The sequence below is a fragment of the Streptomyces sp. APSN-46.1 genome (assembly GCF_022815725.1).
Taxonomy (GTDB): domain Bacteria; phylum Actinomycetota; class Actinomycetes; order Streptomycetales; family Streptomycetaceae; genus Streptomyces.
On sequence record NZ_JALGRF010000004.1, the window covers coordinates 367,724 to 385,461 of the forward strand.

The following is a 17,738-nucleotide window of genomic DNA, read 5'->3' on the forward strand; positions in this document are numbered from 1 at the left end:
ACCCGGTCCGGGGCAATGCCCTGGACCGGGTTCGTTGTTTCGATCTCGTGCAGACGCGAAAGAAAGCGTCAAGCGCCGCGACGCTGTGCCGACGGGCCGGACTCATCGTCCTCGTCGTCGTCATCGCTGTTGTACAGATCCGCGTACTTGGCGTACGGGTCGTCGTCGTCGTCCAGATCGTCATCGACTTCGACCGGCTCGCTGACAGGCAGCAGCGGATCCGTCGGCGATGCGCCCAGCTCATTGGCCAGACGCGAGAGGTCAGTCCCGCCGCTGTTGTACTTCAGCTGGCGGGCGACCTTTGTCTGCTTGGCCTTGGCCCGGCCGCGCCCCATGGCTCGACCCCCTCGGTGACGGGGCTCGACGGCCCCAGAGTCTGACACGCGTTCATGGTTCGGAGCGGGCTCTCCGTGGAGAGACCGTCCGTAGGGGTTTAACGGTACCTGCTTCCGCGGCCATACGGTACGCCGCCCGCATGACGCGCCCCGGTGCAGAACCAGAGAAGCGCCCCGTCCTCGCTGGTCAGCTGCGATTTTAGCCCTTTCCTGACGGGCGACCCGCCGAAGTGCAGTGAGTTCCGTCTCGCCGCACCCCGGCGGGCGCACCCCAGGGCCTCGAAGCCGCCCCGATGTCGCCCCGATGCCGTCCCGAAGGAGGGCTCGAAGAAGGGCTCGAAAGGGTCAGGCCTTGCGCGCGGCGCGGGCCTCGGCCATCCGCTGCTCGGCGATCCGGTCGGCGGCCGCGGCCGGCGGAATGCCGTCCGCCTTCGCACGCGCGAAGATCTCCAGAGTGGTGTCGAAGATCTTCGTGGCCTTCGCCTTGCACCGGTCGAAGTCGAAGCCGTGCAGCTCGTCCGCGACCTGGATGACCCCGCCCGCGTTGACCACGTAGTCGGGCGCGTAGAGGATCCCGCGGTCCGCGAGGTCCTTCTCCACACCCGGGTGCGCGAGCTGGTTGTTCGCCGCGCCGCACACGATCGTGGCGGTCAGGGCGGGCACGGTGTCGTCGTTCAGCGCGCCGCCGAGCGCACACGGGGCGTAGATGTCCAGGCCCTCGGTGCGGATCAGCGCGTCGGTGTCCGCCACGGCGGTGACCTGCGGGTGCTTGTCCAGGACGCGGCGTACGGACTCTTCCCGTACGTCCGTGATCACGACCTCGGCGCCGTCCTCCAGCAGGTGCTCGACCAGGTAGTGGCCGACCTTGCCGACACCGGCGACGGCGACCTTGCGGCCGCGCAGGGTCGGGTCGCCCCACAGGTGCTGGGCGCTGGCCCGCATGCCCTGGAAGACGCCGAAAGCGGTGAGCACCGAGGAGTCGCCGGCGCCGCCGTTCTCGGGGGAGCGGCCGGTGGCCCAGCGCGTCTCGCGGGCCACGACGTCCATGTCCGCGACGTACGTGCCGACGTCGCAGGCCGTGACGTAGCGGCCGCCGAGGGACTCCACGAACCGGCCGTAGGCCAGCAGCAGTTCCTCGGACTTCAGGACGTCCGGGTCGCCGATGATCACGGCCTTGCCGCCGCCGAGGTCGAGACCGGCGAGAGCGTTCTTGTACGACATGCCGCGCGAGAGGTTCAGCGCGTCCATGACGGCCTCCTCGTCGGAGGCGTACGCGTGGAAGCGCGTACCGCCGAGGGCGGGGCCCAAGGCGGTGGAGTGGATCGCGATGACGGCCTTCAGGCCTGAGGCTCGGTCCTGGCACAGCACGACTTGCTCGTGGCCGCCTTGTTCCGTACGGAACAGGGTGTGCAGGACGCCGTCGGTCATTTCGGTCACGGTGGTGACTCCCATGGAAGAGATGCGGCGGAAAGACGCCCGCCCTGCGGGTGGGGGAGGGCGTGCTGGGAGCAGCGTAAGACCTGCGGGGCGCGCGTAGGCGACCTGTCCGGGGATCGGGACCCTCCCGGCGTACGGAGCCCTCTCCGGCCGGCCCCGCGCGCCCGCCAAAAGGCGCCCCGGAGGTGAACCGAGCCCTCAAACAGGGGAGTACGAGAGCGTGAGCGAATCCCCCGACCGCAGACTGCCCTCCGCGCGCCCGGCGCCGACCGTCCCGTACGCCTCCTACCTGCGCGTCTACGAGCCCTTGGCGGCCTTCCCGGAGGCGGAGCGCGCGCACTGGGCCGACTACGCCCGGCGCGGGGTGGCGCCGACCGCCCAGGACGAACTGCGTCGGTCCCTCGTCGATTTGGTACGGGTCCCGGTGGTCGGGGTCCCCGCGCACGAGAGCGCCGACGCCTTCACGGCGGAGGTGGGCGGGGTGCTGCTGGTCTGCCCGTGGCGGACCCGGCTGCGCGGCTGGCTGGCGCTCCAGGAGCTGGTGGCCGATTTCCCGCGCCCGGTGCTGGACGCGGCGCTCCCGCCGGGCGCGCGCCGGCGGGCGACCGAGGAGTACGAGGCCTGGCGCGAGCGGAACCCGGACGCGCGGCCGTGGATCCGGACCGGGGTGTGGCAGGTGCCGCTGCGCTGGTTCGTGCTGGTGGCGGACGAGGAGCGGGAGTACCTGCCGGGCGAGCGGCTGCGCTACCGGACGCCGATGGTGCAGGCCCGGAGGCGGCTCGCGCGGGGGCTGCGGACGCTGCGGGAGGCCGAGGGGTACGGGGGGCTGGTGGAGGGCCTGGTGGAGGTCGGGAGCTGGCTGGAGGAGTTCCATCCGCGGTCGATGGTGGAACTCGACTACGGCGGGCTGCTGCACGCGCTGCCGCCGGACCGGCTGGCGGTGGACCGCTCGGCCCGGGACCTGGCGGTGGGGATCGCGGCGCTGCGGGCGGGGGACACGGCCGGGGCGGCCGGCAAGTACGGCGAGCTGGCGGAGCGCTGGCGGGCGGTACGGGAGAGACTGTTCGCCAATTAGCGTCGAATCAGCCTCGAACGGGTGGTGTGACGCGTTCCACGGACCCGGCGGCTCCCGGCCGGGGCCGGCGGGGCCGAGCGTACCGCCCGTATCGGTTGATCGGGTATAAACCGCAGATCAAGGTCTTGATCGCTACATTTAGGCCCAAGGGCCAGGACCTTCGTCCCGATACGGGCCATTGGCCCAAGCGTGACGGACCGCACTATCTACACCCTTGCGCCCTTCCCCTACCCTCGTGCCAAAATAGGACAAGGAGTCCGGGGAGGGTTCCTTCCGCCCAACTAAGGGCGGAATGCTCGGTATTGCACGCTATGGGGGGTCTGACGACTCCTGATCGCTCTGTGACTGATCGTCACAGTGGGGTGACTGTCCGTTATGGGATGGTCCATCGGCTTCCGCCGCTGATGAACACCTCGGAGGGCAATTCCATCGGTTTGGCCGTCGAGGCTGGACGGATGGTGTAGTTGTAGTGCCGAGGACAAGCCGTTCGTCCTATAACCGACTCGGCCTGCGTATGTCCATTTCGGGCAACGTGGGCCAAGGTGCAGAATTTAGAGGAAAGAACCGAGATGGTTCGGTTCTCCCGAGGAGGCCGCTCATGACCGCTCGCACCCCTGATGCCGAGCCGCTGCTGACCCCGGCTGAGGTTGCCACGATGTTCCGCGTGGACCCGAAGACGGTCACCCGCTGGGCCAAGGCTGGCAAGCTCACGTCCATCCGCACCCTGGGTGGACACCGCCGTTACCGCGAGGCCGAGGTTCGCGCACTGCTGGCGGGAATTCCGCAGCAGCGCAGCGAGGCCTGAGGTTCCGCAGCACACCCCGTTTTAACGGGTCTATATCGGGTCCCCCAATCCGATGAAACCCACATAGCTTCAAACGACCGGACCTGCCCCAACAGGTTTGGTCGTTCGATCGCGCTGGACTCCGCCGGGTCCAGCGCGATCTTTTTTTATGCCCGCGCGGGGGAGGTGCAATTGCACATATTAAATCGAGCCCGCGTAGGGGTGCGATAAATGAGTGAGTCCCAAAAACTCATATGGTGACACCTGTCACAGATGATCACTCTTGTACAACGCGCAATGCACACGTAAGGGGACGTGCGTCGCAGACCGCTTCATGCGGACGGGGGATTTTCGCCTTCGCGGCCGGCCTCACGGTCGGAGCTGTGATCGGGGCTGCGGCGGAGGTTCAGCGCGAGGCGCTGGAGCCGGCTCCGGGTGGCAGGCCGGGCAGTGACGGGGTGAAGGTGGCGACGGCCGCCCGAGGCCCTCAGGTGGGCCTTCAGGGGCTTCAGGGGCTTCAGGAGCGGCCTGAGCCCGTCCCGAGTGTGGTCGGTAGGCCTGTGGGGTCTGCCGGGCCTGTCCGTCAACGCGTCAGGGCCCGCATCCCTGGGGATGCGGGCCCTGACGTTAAGCGAACCTGACGGGACTTGAACCCGCGACCTCCACCTTGACAGGGTGGCGAGCTAACCAACTGCTCCACAGGTCCTTGACTGCAACCGCTGGGCGGCTGCGAATCAGACTGTACAGCAGCTCAGGGGGTGCAGTCGAACCAGACCGCGGCCGGGCCCCGGGAGCCGTCACGGGGCCGCCGCGTCCACCGCCTTCACGATCCGCTTGTCGGAGATCGGGTACGCCGTCCCGAGCGCGTGCGCGAAGTAGCTGACCCGCAGTTCCTCGATCATCCAGCGGATCTCGGTGACCTCCGGGGGCACCGGCCGGCCCTTCGGCAGCTGCTCCAGCAGCCAGGCGTACTCGTCCCGCATCTCGTGGATCTTCGCCATGCGCGTGGTGTCGCGCTGGACGCCCGTGGGCATCTGCTGGAGCCGCCGGTCGATCGCCACGAGGTAGCGCATCAGGTCCGGCAGCCGGCGCAGTCCGGTCAGCGTCACGAAGCCGGCCGGCATGAGCTGCGCCAGCTGCGTCTTCACGTCCTGGAGGTTGGAAACCAGCGCCAGGCTGTTGGTGGCCTTCAGCCGCCGCTCACAGGCCTGCCAGGCGGCGAGGATCTGCTCCACCTGGCCGACGGTCCGTACGGTCGTGTCCACCAGGTCGGCGCGCACGGCGTCGTAGAGCTTCCGGAAGGAGGCCTCGTCCCAGGCCGGACCGCCGTGGTCGGCGATGAGCTTGTCGGCGGCCGCGGTCGCGCAGTCGTCGAACAGCGCCTGGATGGAGCCGTGCGGATTGCGCGAGAGGGCCAGCTTCTGCTGGTTGGTCAGCTTCTCGGAGGCGAACTTCGCCGGGTTCACCGGGATGTTGAGGAGGATCAGCCGCCGGGTGCCGAGCCACATCGCCCGCTGCTGTTCGGCCTCCGTGTCGAAGAGGCGTACGGAGACACTCGTCCCCTCGTCCACCAGCGCCGGGTACGCCTTCACCGGCTGCCCCGCGCGCCGGGTCTCGAACACCTTGGTCAGCGTCCCGATCGTCCAGTCGGTCAGCCCGGTGCGCTCCACCGACTCCCCGCCCGCCCGCTCGGCGGTGGCCGCCGCGGCCTTGGAGAGGGCTTGGCGGGCCTTGGGCTTCAGGGCGAGCCTCAGGGCCTCCAGGTCCTTGTCCTCGGCGAGGTTCTTGCGGCGCTCGTCGACGATCCGGAAGGTGATCTTCAGGTGGTCCGGGATCCGGGACAGGTCGAAGTCCTCGGCGGACACCGGCACGCCCACCATCCGCTGGAGCTCGCGCGCCAGCGTTACCGGCAGCGGCTCCCGCATCGGATGCGCCGTCTTCAGGAAGCGCGTCGCGAAGTTCGGCGCGGGCACGTAGTGCCGGCGGATCGGCTTCGGCAGCGAGCGGATCAGCTCGGTGACGACCTCTTCCCGCAGGCCCGGGATCTGCCAGTCGAAGCCCTCGTCGGTGACCTGGTTCAGCACCTGGAGCGGGATGTGCACGGTCACGCCGTCCGCGTCCGCGCCCGGCTCGAACTGGTAGGTCACCCGGAATTTGAGCTGCCCCTGCCGCCAGGAGTCCGGGTAGTCGGCCTTGGTGACTCCGGCCGCCTTCTCGGTCAGCAGCATCTCGCGCTCGAAGTCGAGGAGCTCGGGCTCCTCGCGCTTCTTGTGCTTCCACCACGAGTCGAAGTGCGCACCGGAGACGACGTGCTCGGGGATCCGCTGGTCGTAGAAGTCGAACAGGGTCTCGTCGTCCACGACGATGTCGCGCCGCCGGGCCCGGTTCTCCAGCTCCTCCACCTCGGTGAGGAGCTTGCGGTTGTCGGCGTAGAACTTGTGATGGGTCCGCCAGTCGCCCTCGACCAGCGCGTTGCGGATGAACAGCTCGCGCGAGACCTCGGCGTCGATCCGGCCGTAGTTGATCTTCCGCTGCGCGACGATCGGTACGCCGTACAGCGTGACCTTCTCGTACGCCATGACGGCCGCCTGGTCCTTCTCCCAGTGCGGCTCGCTGTACGTGCGCTTGATCAGGTGCTGGGCGAGCGGCTCGACCCACTCGGGCTCCACCTTGGCGTTCACCCGCGCCCACAGCCGCGAGGTCTCCACCAGCTCCGCCGACATCACGAACTTCGGCTGCTTCTTGAACAGCGCGGAGCCGGGGAAGATCGCGAACTTGGCGGACCGGGCCCCCAGGTACTCGTTCTTGTCGGTGTCCTTCAGGCCGATGTGCGAGAGCAGTCCGGCCAGCAGCGAGACGTGGATGTGCTGCTCGGGGGCGTCGGCCTCGTTGACGTGGATGCCCATGGTCTTGGCGACCGTGCGCAGCTGCGAGTAGATGTCCTGCCACTCGCGGATCCGCAGGAAGTTCAGGTACTCCTGCTTGCACATCCGGCGGAAGGAGGACGATCCGCGCTCCTTCTGCTGCTCGCGGATGTAGCGCCACATGTTCAGGAACGAGAGGAAGTCGCTGGTCTCGTCCTTGAACCGGGCGTGGTTCTGGTCCGCCTGCGTCTGCTTGTCCGAGGGCCGCTCGCGCGGGTCCTGGATGGACAGGGCCGCCGCGATGACCATGACCTCGCGGACGCAGTTGTTCTTGTCCGCCTCGACGACCATGCGGGCCAGGCGCGGGTCCACGGGGAGCTGGGAGAGCTGACGGCCCATGGGCGTGAGCCGCCTCGACGGGTCCTTCTCGGACGGATCCAGCGCGCCCAGCTCCTGGAGCAGCTGCACGCCGTCGCGGATGTTGCGGTGGTCCGGCGGGTCGATGAAGGGGAACTTCTCGATCTCGCCGAGGCCGGCCGCGGTCATCTGGAGGATGACGGAGGCCAGGTTGGTGCGGAGGATCTCGGCGTCCGTGAACTCCGGACGGCCGTTGAAGTCGTCCTCGGAGTAGAGCCGGATGCAGATGCCGTCGGAGGTACGGCCGCAGCGGCCCTTGCGCTGGTTGGCGCTGGCCTGCGAGATCCGCTCGATGGGCAGGCGCTGCACCTTGGTGCGGTGGCTGTAGCGGGAGATCCGGGCGTTGCCCGGGTCGATCACGTACTTGATGCCGGGGACGGTGAGGGAGGTCTCGGCGACGTTGGTCGCGAGCACGATCCGGCGGCCCGTGTGCTGCTGGAAGACGCGGTGCTGCTCGGCGTGCGAGAGGCGCGCGTAGAGGGGGAGGACCTCGGTGAATCTTAGATTCCGCTTGTTGAGCGCGTCCGCCGTGTCGCGGATCTCGCGCTCGCCGGAGAGGAAGACCAGGATGTCGCCCGGCCCCTCGGACTGGAGCTCGTCCACGGCCTCGCAGATCGCGGTGATCTGGTCGCGGTCAGCGTCCTCAGCGTCCTCGGAATCTTCTTCCAGCAAGGGCCGGTAACGCACCTCGACGGGATACGTACGGCCGCTGACCTCGACGATCGGGGCCTTGCCGAAGTGCTGGGAGAAGCGCTCCGGGTCGATGGTCGCCGAGGTGATGATCACCTTGAGGTCGGGGCGCTTCGGCAGCAGCTGGGAGAGGTAGCCGAGCAGGAAGTCGATGTTCAGGGACCGCTCGTGGGCCTCGTCGATGATGATCGTGTCGTACGCGCGCAGCTCGCGGTCCGTCTGGATCTCGGCGAGCAGGATGCCGTCCGTCATCAGCTTCACGAAGGTCGCGTCCTGGTCCACCTGATCGGTGAACCGGACCTTCCAGCCGATGGTCTGGCCGATCTCGGACTTCAGCTCCTCGGCGATCCGCTCCGCGACGGTGCGGGCGGCGATCCGGCGGGGCTGGGTGTGGCCGATCATGCCCCGGACGCCCCTGCCCAGCTCCATGCAGATCTTGGGGATCTGCGTGGTCTTGCCGGAGCCGGTCTCGCCCGCGACGATCACGACCTGGTGGTCGCGTATCGCCTCGGCGATCTCGTCCTTCTTCTGGCTGACGGGCAGGTTCTCGGGATACGTGACCTCCGGCATCCGCGAGGCACGGCCGACCAGTCGCGCGGCGGCTTTCCCGGCCTCCGCGGCGATCTCGTCGAGCACGGCCTGCTTGGCCTCGGGCTTGCGGATGCGGCGGGCGCCTTCGAGGCGGCGGCCGAGGCGGTGCGCGTCACGGAGGGAGATCTCCCCGAGAAGCGTCTGCAGGGCGGCGAAGGAAGTAGACATACCTGGTCGAGGATCTCACCCGGGAGCGCCGGGTGGCGAACGCATTTGTGTACCGGCCCCGTACCATTTCGGGACGAGATCACCGTAACCGACCCGCCGCACGAGTGAGAGGCCCGCCATGTCCCGCGCCCGCGCCGTGATCGCTGCGCTGGCGGCGCTGACTGTCCTGGCCCTGGCCCCCGCGCCCCCGCAGCCTGCGGCCCCGGCCCTTGTGACTCCGGGACCGGCCCCGGTCCTGGTTCCGGCCGCGGTCCCGGTGCCTGCGGCCGAGCGGTCCGTGGCTCCGCAGGGGGTGGCTCCGGCCTCGGTCCTGGCGCCTGCGGCCCCCCAGGCTGCTGTGGCCCCGGCGCCTCTGACCCCCGCCCTCGCGGCCCCGGCCCCGGCCCGGGTCCCGGCGCGTGCGGCCGTGCGGGCTGTGGTCCAGGCCCCGCCGGCCCTGCGGGCTGTGACCCCGGCCGTTGCCGCCCTGCGGCCTGCGATACCGGCCGTTGTGGCTCCGGCCCCGGCGGTCCTGGCGCCTGCGGCCCCGGTTTTTGGGCCTGCGGCCGTGCGGGTTGCGGGCCCGCGGCCTGTGACCCCGGCTGTTGCCGCCCTGCGGCCTGCGATACCGGCCGTTGCGGCTCCGGCCCCGCGGGTCCTGGTGCGTGCGGCCCCGGCCTCGACGCCCGTGGCCGTGCGGGCTGTGGTCCCGGGGCCTGGGGCGTCGCGGTCTGAGGGGCGGGCGTATGCGGCTGTGGTCCATGGGGGTGCGGAGCGTGGGGGCGTGGCGGGCGGCGGGGAGGGGCCCGCTTGTGCGCCCGGGGGGTCGGAGCGGGGGCGGACGCCGGCGGTGCCGCCGCGTGGGGCCGGGGAGCAGCATGCGCACGCTCCGGTGGGGCGGTTCGTGGCGACGGCCTCGGCCTGCCGGACGATGCCCGTACGGGCTCCCGTACGCGGGCCCGGCCAAGCGGCGCCCGGGCCCGTGGAGCTCTCCGTGATGCGGGTCTAAGAGGGCCGGTCGTACGAAGTGCGAAGCACGAAGTACGACGCACGAAGCCGGTCCGCCTCATCTGTCGCTCTGGAGCACCCTTATGTCCTCTTCCTCCCCCCGCAAGGGCCTGCTGATCTCCGCCGGGGCCGTCCTCGGCGCCGTCGCCCTCGGTCTGGCGTCCTGGCAGGCCACCGCGCCCGCCGACAACGGAACCAGCCGCCCCGGCGCCACGGCCGCCGCCGCCGCGTCACCCCCGACCGACCCCTTCGCGGAGCTCAAGGCGCTCGCCCGCCGCGAGTCCGGCGACAAGCTGGCCGTCGGCCGGGCGGACGCGCCCGTCGTGCTCATCGAGTACTCCGACTTCAAGTGCGGCTACTGCGGCAAGTTCGCCCGGGACACCGAACCCGTCCTGGTGAAGAAGTACGTCGAGGACGGCACCCTCCGCATCGAGTGGCGCAACTTCCCGATCTTCGGCGCCGACTCCGAAGCCGCCGCCAAGGCCGCCTGGGCCGCCGGGCAGCAGGACCGGTTCCCGCAGTTCCACGCGGCCGCGTACGCCCAGGGCGCCAAGGAGAAGGGCTTCGGCGAGGCCCGGCTCGTGGAACTGGCGCGGCAGGCCGGCGTCCCCGACCTGGAGCGCTTCAAGCGGGACATGGCCGGCGAGCCCGCCGCCGAGGCCCTGCGCGCGGACCAGGAGGAGGGCTACCGCATCGGGGTCAGCTCCACCCCGTCGTTCCTGGTCAACGGCCGGCCGATCGCGGGCGCCCAGCCCCTCGACGCCTTCACCACCGCGATCGCCACGGCCGCCAAGGCGTCGCAGGCCGCGAAGTGACCGGCACCGGCATCGGCTACCTGGCCGCCCTGTTGGGCGGCCTCCTCGCCCTGCTCAGCCCGTGCAGCGCGCTGCTCCTGCCCGCCTTCTTCGCGTACTCCATCGACTCCGCCTCGCGGCTCCTGGCGCGCACCGGGATCTTCTACGCGGGCCTCGCGAGCACCCTCGTACCGCTGGGGGCGGCCGGGTCGTACGCCGGGCGGTTCTTCCACGGCAACCGCGACACGCTCGTCCTGGCCGGCGGCTGGCTGATCATCGTGCTCGGGGTCGCGCAGATCCTCGGCCTCGGCTTCGCCCCGCGGCGGATGTCGGAGCTCTCCGGCAGGATCCGGCCGACCACCGCCCTGTCGGTGTACGCGCTCGGCGCGGTCTACGGCCTGGCCGGGTTCTGCGCCGGCCCGATCCTGGGCAGCGTCCTCACGGTGGCGGCGGTCAGCGGCAGTCCGGTCTACGGAGGCCTGCTGCTGGCGGTGTACGCGCTGGGGATGGCCGTACCGCTGTTCCTGCTGGCCCTGCTCTGGGAGCGCTTCGAGCTCGGCCGGCGGCGCTGGCTGCGCGGGCGCGCCTTCTCGGCCGGGCGCTTCGAACTGCACACCACCTCGCTGCTGTCCGGGCTGTTCTTCATCACCCTGGGCGCGCTGTTCCTCGTCTACGACGGGGCGAGCGCGCTGCCCGGGCTGCTGGACGTGGACGACTCGTACGCGGTGGAGCAGAAGGTCCGGTCCCTCACGGCCGGGGTCCCGGACTGGGCGCTGCTCGGGCTGGTCGCCGCGGGGGCGGCGGCCGTGGGCCTGGTGCGGTGGCGTCGCGCCGGGGACCGGGCGGAGGCGGAGGCGGAGTAACGCGGAAGGCCCCGTCCGAGGGACGGGGCCTTCCGTTCTTGCCGTGGTGGCTGGGGCCGGGGTCGAACCGGCGACCTATCGCTTTTCAGGCGATCGCTCGTACCAACTGAGCTACCCAGCCACGAGACCGTTTCCGGCCTCAGCGATCCTGACGGGACTTGAACCCGCGACCTCCACCTTGACAGGGTGGCGAGCTAACCAACTGCTCCACAGGACCTTGCAGTGTGCGAGACCAAGTCTTGCACACGGTAATGCGTACCCCCAACGGGATTCGAACCCGTGCTACCGCCTTGAAAGGGCGGCGTCCTGGGCCACTAGACGATGAGGGCTAAAGGCCCGCCTGGGCGCTTTCCAGCGCGTCGGGGACGTGAGAAGCATATGGGATGCGGGGAGCGATCGCCAAAACGGTTTCTCCCCCGCAAGCGGAAGGCGCCCCCACCGGAGGGACAATGGCCCGGTGCTGGAGATGACGCGCGAGGAGTTCGAAGAGCTTGTCGCAGAGGCGCTGGACCGGATTCCGCCGGAGCTGACGCGGCTGATGGACAACGTGGCGGTATTCGTCGAGGACGAGCCGCCGACCGACGATCCCGAGCTGCTCGGGCTTTACGAGGGGACCCCGCTGACGGACCGCGGCGAGTGGTACGCCGGAGTGCTGCCGGACCGCATCACGATCTACCGGAACCCCACGTTGCGCATGTGCGAGGACCGGGAGAGCGTGATCACGGAGACGGAGGTCACCGTGGTGCACGAGATCGCCCATCACTTCGGGATCGACGACGACCGGCTGCACGCGCTGGGTTACGGATGACCCGGCCGGTCCAGGGCGCGGAGGCGATCGACCCCGATGTGGACCTCCACGTGCCCGCGCAGCGCACCGAACCGCAGGGCCGGGTGCTCGCCGCGGTGGCGGCCGGCGGCGCGGTCGGGGCCTCGGCGCGGTACGGGGTGGCGCTGCTGTGGCCGGCCGGGCCCGGGGCGTTCCCCTGGGGGACCTTCGGGGTCAATGTCGCCGGCTGTGCGCTGATCGGCGTACTGATGGTGCTGATCAGCGAGGGCGGGCGATCGGCTCCGCATCCGCTGGTACGGCCCTTCGTCGGGGTCGGGGTGCTGGGCGGCTTCACCACCTTCTCCACGTACGCGGTGGAGTTCTCGGGCCTGTTGGACGAAGGCGAGGCCGGGACGGCGCTCGCGTACGCGGGGCTCACGGTGCTCGGCGCGGTCGGCGCGGTGTGGGCGGCGGCCTCGGCGACCCGGCTCGCGGTGCGGGGGCGGGAGTGGGGGCGGGAGCGAGAGCGGGGGCGGGGGCGGCACGGGTGAACTGGCTGTTCGTGGTGGCGGGGGCGGCCGTCGGGGCGCCGCTGCGCTATCTGACCGACCGGGCGGTGCAGGCGCGCCACGATTCGGTCTTTCCGTTCGGCACCTTCACCGTGAACGCCGCCGCCTGTCTGGTGCTGGGGCTGCTGACCGGGGCCGTGCTGGCCGGCGCCGGCTCCGGGCGGCTGAACCTGCTGCTCGGGACGGGACTGTGCGGGGCGCTGAGCACGTACTCGACCTTCTCCTACGAGACGCTGCGGCTGGCCGAGCGCGGCTGGAGGTTCCTGGCGGCGGCGAACGTGGCGGCGTCGGTGCTGGTCGGACTGGGCGCCGTACATCTCGGATCGCAGGTGGCGCGGGAGCTGTTCGCCTGAGGGGCGTGTCTCTTACGGGGTAAAGGGAGTTGGGCACATTGACCCGCTCATCGCGGACCCCCGTAGTTCCGGAGGTGCCTCCCGTGCGCCAGTTTTCCGCATCCCTGCGACTGACCGTCACCGCGCTCGCGGTCGCGGCGACGGCGGGCTGCATGAGTGTCGGCGCGGACGCCGCGAAGCCCGGGCCCTCCTCCGCGGCGGACCGCAAGGGCGCCGCCGCCGAGTCGGCCGGCGGCGCCACCGCCGGCCACGGCTCCGGAGTCCACGGCAACGGCCGGGGCGGGAAGAGCGTCACGGGCAAGCAGGACGGCAAACCCGGCGAGGACGGCAAGGCCTCCGGCGCGACCGGAGCCTCGCCCAGCCCGGGCGCGCCCGCCGGACCGCCCGGAGCCCCCTCGCCGGCGGCCGCGCCGGGTGGCGGGGCGGGCGGCCAGGGCCCCGCGCAGCCCCCGACGGGCGGCGGAGCCTCCGGAAGCGGCGGCTCCGGAGGTTCGGGCGGGGCCGGTGGGGCCGGTGGGGCCGGTGGTTCGGGTGGTACCGCTCCGAGCCCCACCCCGGTGCAGCCGAGCCCGGAGCCCCCTGTGACGGAACCCACGCCGACTCCCACGCCGCCGGAGCCGCAGCCCAGTACGGATCCGGGCGGGCAACCGCAGGCCCTCGGCTCCCTCTGACGGGCATCGGCGGACCGGCTGGCCGGCCCTGGCGGGCGGCATCGTCGCAGGTGGGGGCCGTTCAGGGCGGAACGATTTGCCAGACCCGGGGGAGGGTGCGTATGGTTATAGATCGTTTGATCCCATTGCCCGGCGCCGAATCCGAAGAGCGCCGTGTGGCGCGTACTCTCCCTAGCCGTGGCTGACCGCATTGAGGCGGTCGATTTGCGATTCACGGAGTTTGGGCGCGTGCCGAGACTCCGGAAGGTTTCGCATTTCGCATGTCCATTTCCAGTTCTGACCGTGCCGTCATGCCCGAGAACGACTCGAACGAGATCGTCGACGCCGAGACCCTCGTGGTCACCGAGGCCATTGAGGCCGCTGAGGCGGACGAGATCATCGAGGCTCTTGAGGCCGACGTGACGACCGACCAGTCCACCGACAACTTCGACGACGACGCTGCCGCTGCTGACGCCGCCGCTGACGCGGAGCCCTCGATCACCTTCGGCGACCTCGGTCTGCCCGAGGGCATCGTGCGCAAGCTCGCCCAGAACGGCGTCACCGCCCCCTTCCCGATCCAGGCCGCGACCATCCCGGACGCCCTGGCCGGCAAGGACATCCTCGGCCGCGGCCGCACCGGCTCCGGCAAGACCCTCTCCTTCGGTCTGCCGACCCTGGCCTCGCTGGCCGGCGGCCACACCGAGAAGAAGAAGCCCCGCGCGATCATCCTGACGCCGACGCGTGAGCTCGCGATGCAGGTCGCGGACGCCCTCCAGCCCTACGGCGACGTGCTCGGCCTGAAGATGAAGGTCGTCTGCGGCGGTACCTCCATGGGCAACCAGATCTACGCCCTGGAGCGCGGTGTCGACGTCCTCGTCGCCACCCCGGGCCGCCTGCGCGACATCATCAACCGCGGCGCCTGCTCCCTGGAGAACGTCAAGATCGCCGTCCTCGACGAGGCCGACCAGATGGCCGACCTGGGCTTCCTGCCCGAGGTCACCGAGCTGCTCGACCAGATCCCCGGCGGCGGCCAGCGCATGCTCTTCTCCGCCACCATGGAGAACGAGATCGGCACCCTGGTCAAGCGCTACCTGTCCAACCCCGTCACGCACGAGGTCGACAGCGCCCAGGGCAACGTCACGACCATGACGCACCACGTCCTCGTCGTGAAGCCGAAGGACAAGGCGCCGGTCACGGCCGCCATCGCCGCCCGCAAGGGCCGCACCATCATCTTCGTCCGCACCCAGCTGGGCGCCGACCGCATCGCCGAGCAGCTCATCGAGGCCGGCGTGAAGGCCGACGCGCTGCACGGCGGCATGACGCAGGGTGCCCGTACCCGCGTCCTCGCGGACTTCAAGGAGGGCTACGTCAACGCGCTCGTCGCGACCGACGTCGCCGCCCGCGGTATCCACGTCGACGGCATCGACCTGGTCCTCAACGTGGACCCGGCCGGCGACCACAAGGACTACCTGCACCGCTCGGGCCGTACCGCCCGCGCCGGCAAGTCCGGTGTCGTGGTCTCCCTCGCCCTGCCGCACCAGCGCCGCCAGATCTTCCGCCTGATGGAGGACGCGGGCGTCGACGCCTCGCGCCACATCGTCCAGGGCGTCGGCGCCTTCGACCCGGAGGTCGCCGAGATCACCGGTGCGCGTTCGCTGACCCAGGTCCAGGCCGACTCCGCGAACAACGCCGCCAAGCAGGCCGAGCGTGAGGTCGCCGACCTCACCAAGCAGCTGGAGCGCCTGACCCGCCGCGCCGCGGAGCTGCGCGAGGAGGCCGACCGCCTCGTCGCCCGTTCCGCCCGTGAGCGTGGCGAGGACCCGGAGGCCGCTGTCGCCGAGGTGGCCGAGGCCGCCGAGGCCGAGGTCGCCGCTCAGGTCGCGGCCGCTCCGGTCGTCGAAGAGCGTCCGGCCTTCCAGAGCCGCGACGACCGGGGCAACTACGAGCGCCGCGACAACCGTCGTGACGACCGTGGTGACCGTGGTGACCGCGGCGGCGACCGCGGTGGTGACCGTGGTGGCTTCCGTCGTGACGACCGTCCGTCGGGTGGCTTCCGCTCCGGCGGTGACCGTCCCTCCGGTGGCTTCCGTCGTGACGACCGTCCGTCGGGTGGCTTCAACCGTGACGACCGCGGTGACCGCGGTGACCGTGGCGGCTTCCGTCGTGACGACCGTCCCTCGGGTGGCTTCCGCTCCGGCGGTGACCGTCCCTCCGGTGGCTTCCGTCGCGACGACCGTCCGTCGGGTGGCTTCAACCGCGACGACCGCGGTGACCGCGGTGGCGACCGTGGCGGCTTCCGCCGTGACGACCGTCCCTCGGGTGGCTTCCGCTCCGGCGGTGACCGTCCCACCGGCGGCTTCAACCGTGACGACCGTGGCAGCGACCGCGGTGACCGCGGTGGCGACCGTGGCGGCTTCCGCCGCGACGACCGTCCCTCGGGCGGCTTCCGCCGTGACGACCGTCCGTCCGGTGGGGCCGGTGGCTTCCGCTCCGGCGGCAGCGACCGTCCCTCCGGTGGCTTCCGCTCCGGCGGCGCCGGCGACCGCCCGTACGGCCGCCGCGACGACCACCGTCCGTCCGGCTCGGGTTCGACCGGTTCCACCGGTTCCTTCGGCGGCCGTCGTGACGACAAGCCGCGCTGGAAGCGCAACGGCTGACGCCTGAGCGTCAACTGACCGAGACTCGGCCCCCACAGCACCCCGGTGCGGTGGGGGCCGAGCCCGTTCCCGGCCGCGACGAAGTCATTGTTCTGGTGGCGCTCGCTCAAACAGCCCAGTTGTTCCCAAGTCCTGTTTATTGCTCTGTTATATGCGAGATGACTGTTACGTGACGGTTCGTCACTGCTTTCGGCAGGGGGCCGGTCTGCCGTCCCGCTCGGGGTGAGCCCGCAGTCGACGCGCGTACGTGGCTGTGGTCTGACGAGAACTCGCTGAATGGCGCTCGGAGTCCCCCTCCGGCGGTACTGGGCTCGACAGCGACAAGGAAGGACTTGCTGTGGCGTTGGATGCCATCCAGTCGGATCCACCAGACAGAAAACGCAAACGAGTGCGGCTCAGAAGGGGAACCCTCTTTCTGCTGCCCGGAGCGATGGTGCTGGCGGCGGTCACCCTGCCGTCACAGCTCGCGCAGGCCGTCGAAGCGCCCGTGGGATTGGGGACCGTCACCAGCTACGCGGTCCTGGGTGGCTCAACGGTCACCAATACGGGCAACAGTGTCATCAACGGCGACCTGGGACTCTGGCCGGGCACTTCCGTGACGGGATTCCCGCCGGGAATCGTCAACGGGACCCAGAACATCAACAACGCCGCCGCGCAGCAGGCGCAGTCAGACCTGACCACTGCCTACAACGACGCGGCGGGCCGGAGTCCGGGGGCCGACCCCGGGGCCGATCTCACCGGACAGACGCTGGCGCCCGGTGTGTACACACGGCCGGCCTCGACGTCGCTGGGACTCACCGGGACCGTCACCCTCGACGGTCAGAACGACCCCGACTCCGTCTTCATCTTCCAGGTCCCCACGACCTTGATCATGGAGGTGGGGAGCAACGTCCAGCTCATCAACGGAGCGCAGGCCTGCAACATCTTCTGGCAGGTGGGCAGCTCCGCGACGGTCAAGACCTCGTCCTTCTTCAAGGGCAACATCCTGGCTCTGGCTTCCATCACGGCCCAGAACGGCGCGGTGTTCGAAGGGCGGGCGCTGGCGCGTAATGCCGCCGTCACGCTGGACAACAACACCATCACGAGGGCGGCCTGCACGGTCGGCCCGCCCGGGCCGCCTGGACCGAGCGGCCCTCCGGGACCGACCGGCTCGCCTGGACCGAGCGGCCCTCCGGGACCGACCGGCTCGCCTGGACCGACCGGCTCGCCTGGACCGACCGGCTCGCCCGGCGCACCTGGTGCCCCTGGTCCGACGGGTTCGCCTGGTGCCCCTGGTGCCCCCGGCCTCCCTGGCCCTGACGGCTCGCCCGGTGCTCCCGGCGCACCTGGTCCGACGGGTTCGCCTGGTGCCCCCGGCCTCCCTGGCCCTGACGGCTCGCCCGGTGCTCCCGGCGCACCTGGTGCCCCTGGCCCGACCGGTTCCCCCGGACCCGCGGGACCTGCCGGTCCGGCTGGTCCTGCCGGCCCCCCTGGACCTCCCGGACCCCCCGGACGCCCAGGCGACCACGGCCATCACGACGGTCCCGGCCATCCCGGCGATCATGACGACAACGACGGTCCCGGCGACCACGACGAGGACGGTCCCGGCGATCACGACGAGGACGGTCCTGGCGGTTATAACGAGGGCCCGGTCGGTCACGACGGGTCCGGCCTGGGCCACTGGATTGACTGCCTCCAGTACGGGACCTGCGCGAAGTCCTGAGCAGCGACGCCTTCCCGTCGGGAACGGCCTCCTGTG

At 70.7% G+C, this 17,738-nt stretch carries 13 protein-coding genes and 4 tRNA genes; 10 read left to right on the top strand and 7 right to left on the bottom strand.

Going from position 1 to position 17,738, the window contains the following annotated elements; genetic code table 11:
• Positions 1–68 precede the first annotated feature (68 nt).
• Both MTF65_RS16120 and MTF65_RS16125 read right to left on the bottom strand, forming a co-directional pair.
• The gene (locus tag MTF65_RS16120; RefSeq protein WP_030857985.1) at positions 69–335 is read right to left on the bottom strand and encodes a DUF3073 domain-containing protein; all 267 of its coding nucleotides are present in this window, start codon (positions 333–335) and stop codon (positions 69–71) included.
• Positions 336–680: 345 nt separating this feature from the next.
• On the bottom strand, positions 681–1,772 hold the full coding sequence (locus MTF65_RS16125; protein ID WP_243629377.1) for a Glu/Leu/Phe/Val dehydrogenase: 1,092 nt from the start codon (positions 1,770–1,772) through the stop codon (positions 681–683).
• Between the two features lie 220 nt (positions 1,773–1,992).
• Here MTF65_RS16125 and MTF65_RS16130 point away from each other — a divergent pair, with 220 nt between their 5' ends.
• Together MTF65_RS16130 and bldC are read left to right on the top strand one after the other, a co-directional pair.
• Positions 1,993–2,847: a hypothetical protein gene (locus MTF65_RS16130; RefSeq protein ID WP_374207238.1), complete on the top strand. Its 855-nt coding sequence runs from the start codon at positions 1,993–1,995 to the stop codon at positions 2,845–2,847.
• Positions 2,848–3,445: 598 nt separating this feature from the next.
• Positions 3,446–3,652: a developmental transcriptional regulator BldC gene (bldC, locus tag MTF65_RS16135; protein WP_003949541.1), complete on the top strand. Its 207-nt coding sequence runs from the start codon at positions 3,446–3,448 to the stop codon at positions 3,650–3,652.
• Between the two features lie 611 nt (positions 3,653–4,263).
• Here the strand turns inward: bldC and MTF65_RS16140 are convergent.
• Together MTF65_RS16140 and hrpA are read right to left on the bottom strand one after the other, a co-directional pair.
• A tRNA-Asp gene (locus MTF65_RS16140) sits at positions 4,264–4,337 on the bottom strand.
• A gap of 91 nt (positions 4,338–4,428) precedes the next feature.
• The gene (gene hrpA / locus MTF65_RS16145; protein WP_243629378.1) at positions 4,429–8,361 is read right to left on the bottom strand and encodes an ATP-dependent RNA helicase HrpA; all 3,933 of its coding nucleotides are present in this window, start codon (positions 8,359–8,361) and stop codon (positions 4,429–4,431) included.
• A gap of 1,070 nt (positions 8,362–9,431) precedes the next feature.
• On the opposite strand from hrpA, the gene MTF65_RS16155 reads away from it, so the two are divergent.
• On the top strand, positions 9,432–10,163 hold the full coding sequence (locus tag MTF65_RS16155; protein ID WP_243629379.1) for a thioredoxin domain-containing protein: 732 nt from the start codon (positions 9,432–9,434) through the stop codon (positions 10,161–10,163).
• Entirely contained in the window at positions 10,160–11,005 is an 846-nt protein-coding gene (locus tag MTF65_RS16160) for a cytochrome c biogenesis CcdA family protein (RefSeq protein ID WP_243629380.1), read from the top strand. Before MTF65_RS16155 ends, MTF65_RS16160 begins: the two co-directional genes overlap by 4 nt.
• Positions 11,006–11,049: 44 nt before the next feature.
• On the opposite strand, the gene MTF65_RS16165 is transcribed toward MTF65_RS16160, so the two are convergent.
• The 3 genes from MTF65_RS16165 to MTF65_RS16175 all read right to left on the bottom strand — a co-directional run bounded on the left by MTF65_RS16165 (position 11,050) and on the right by MTF65_RS16175 (position 11,334).
• Positions 11,050–11,126: transfer RNA gene (locus tag MTF65_RS16165), tRNA-Phe, on the bottom strand.
• Between the two features lie 22 nt (positions 11,127–11,148).
• Positions 11,149–11,222 (bottom strand) — tRNA-Asp (locus tag MTF65_RS16170).
• Positions 11,223–11,261: 39 nt separating this feature from the next.
• A tRNA-Glu gene (locus tag MTF65_RS16175) sits at positions 11,262–11,334 on the bottom strand.
• A 128-nt stretch (positions 11,335–11,462) separates the two neighbouring features.
• On the opposite strand from MTF65_RS16175, the gene MTF65_RS16180 reads away from it, so the two are divergent.
• From MTF65_RS16180 to MTF65_RS30275, 6 genes are all read left to right on the top strand, one after another.
• Complete coding sequence (locus tag MTF65_RS16180; protein ID WP_243629381.1) at positions 11,463–11,813, top strand: metallopeptidase family protein; 351 nt, start codon at positions 11,463–11,465, stop codon at positions 11,811–11,813.
• Entirely contained in the window at positions 11,810–12,322 is a 513-nt protein-coding gene (locus MTF65_RS16185; RefSeq protein ID WP_243629382.1) for a CrcB family protein, read from the top strand. Before MTF65_RS16180 ends, MTF65_RS16185 begins: the two co-directional genes overlap by 4 nt.
• Positions 12,319–12,693, top strand: a complete 375-nt coding sequence (locus MTF65_RS16190) for a CrcB family protein (protein WP_243629383.1) — start codon at positions 12,319–12,321, stop codon at positions 12,691–12,693. The genes MTF65_RS16185 and MTF65_RS16190 overlap by 4 nt, the downstream gene beginning before the upstream one ends.
• A gap of 83 nt (positions 12,694–12,776) precedes the next feature.
• Positions 12,777–13,364, top strand: coding sequence for a hypothetical protein (locus tag MTF65_RS16195; RefSeq protein ID WP_243629384.1), 588 nt, complete (start codon positions 12,777–12,779; stop codon positions 13,362–13,364).
• Positions 13,365–13,624: 260 nt separating this feature from the next.
• Positions 13,625–16,000, top strand: coding sequence for a DEAD/DEAH box helicase (locus tag MTF65_RS16200; protein ID WP_243629385.1), 2,376 nt, complete (start codon positions 13,625–13,627; stop codon positions 15,998–16,000).
• 430 nt (positions 16,001–16,430) lie between these two features.
• The gene (locus MTF65_RS30275) at positions 16,431–17,702 is read left to right on the top strand and encodes an ice-binding family protein (protein ID WP_279399170.1); all 1,272 of its coding nucleotides are present in this window, start codon (positions 16,431–16,433) and stop codon (positions 17,700–17,702) included.
• The last annotated feature ends 36 nt before the right edge of the window (positions 17,703–17,738 follow it).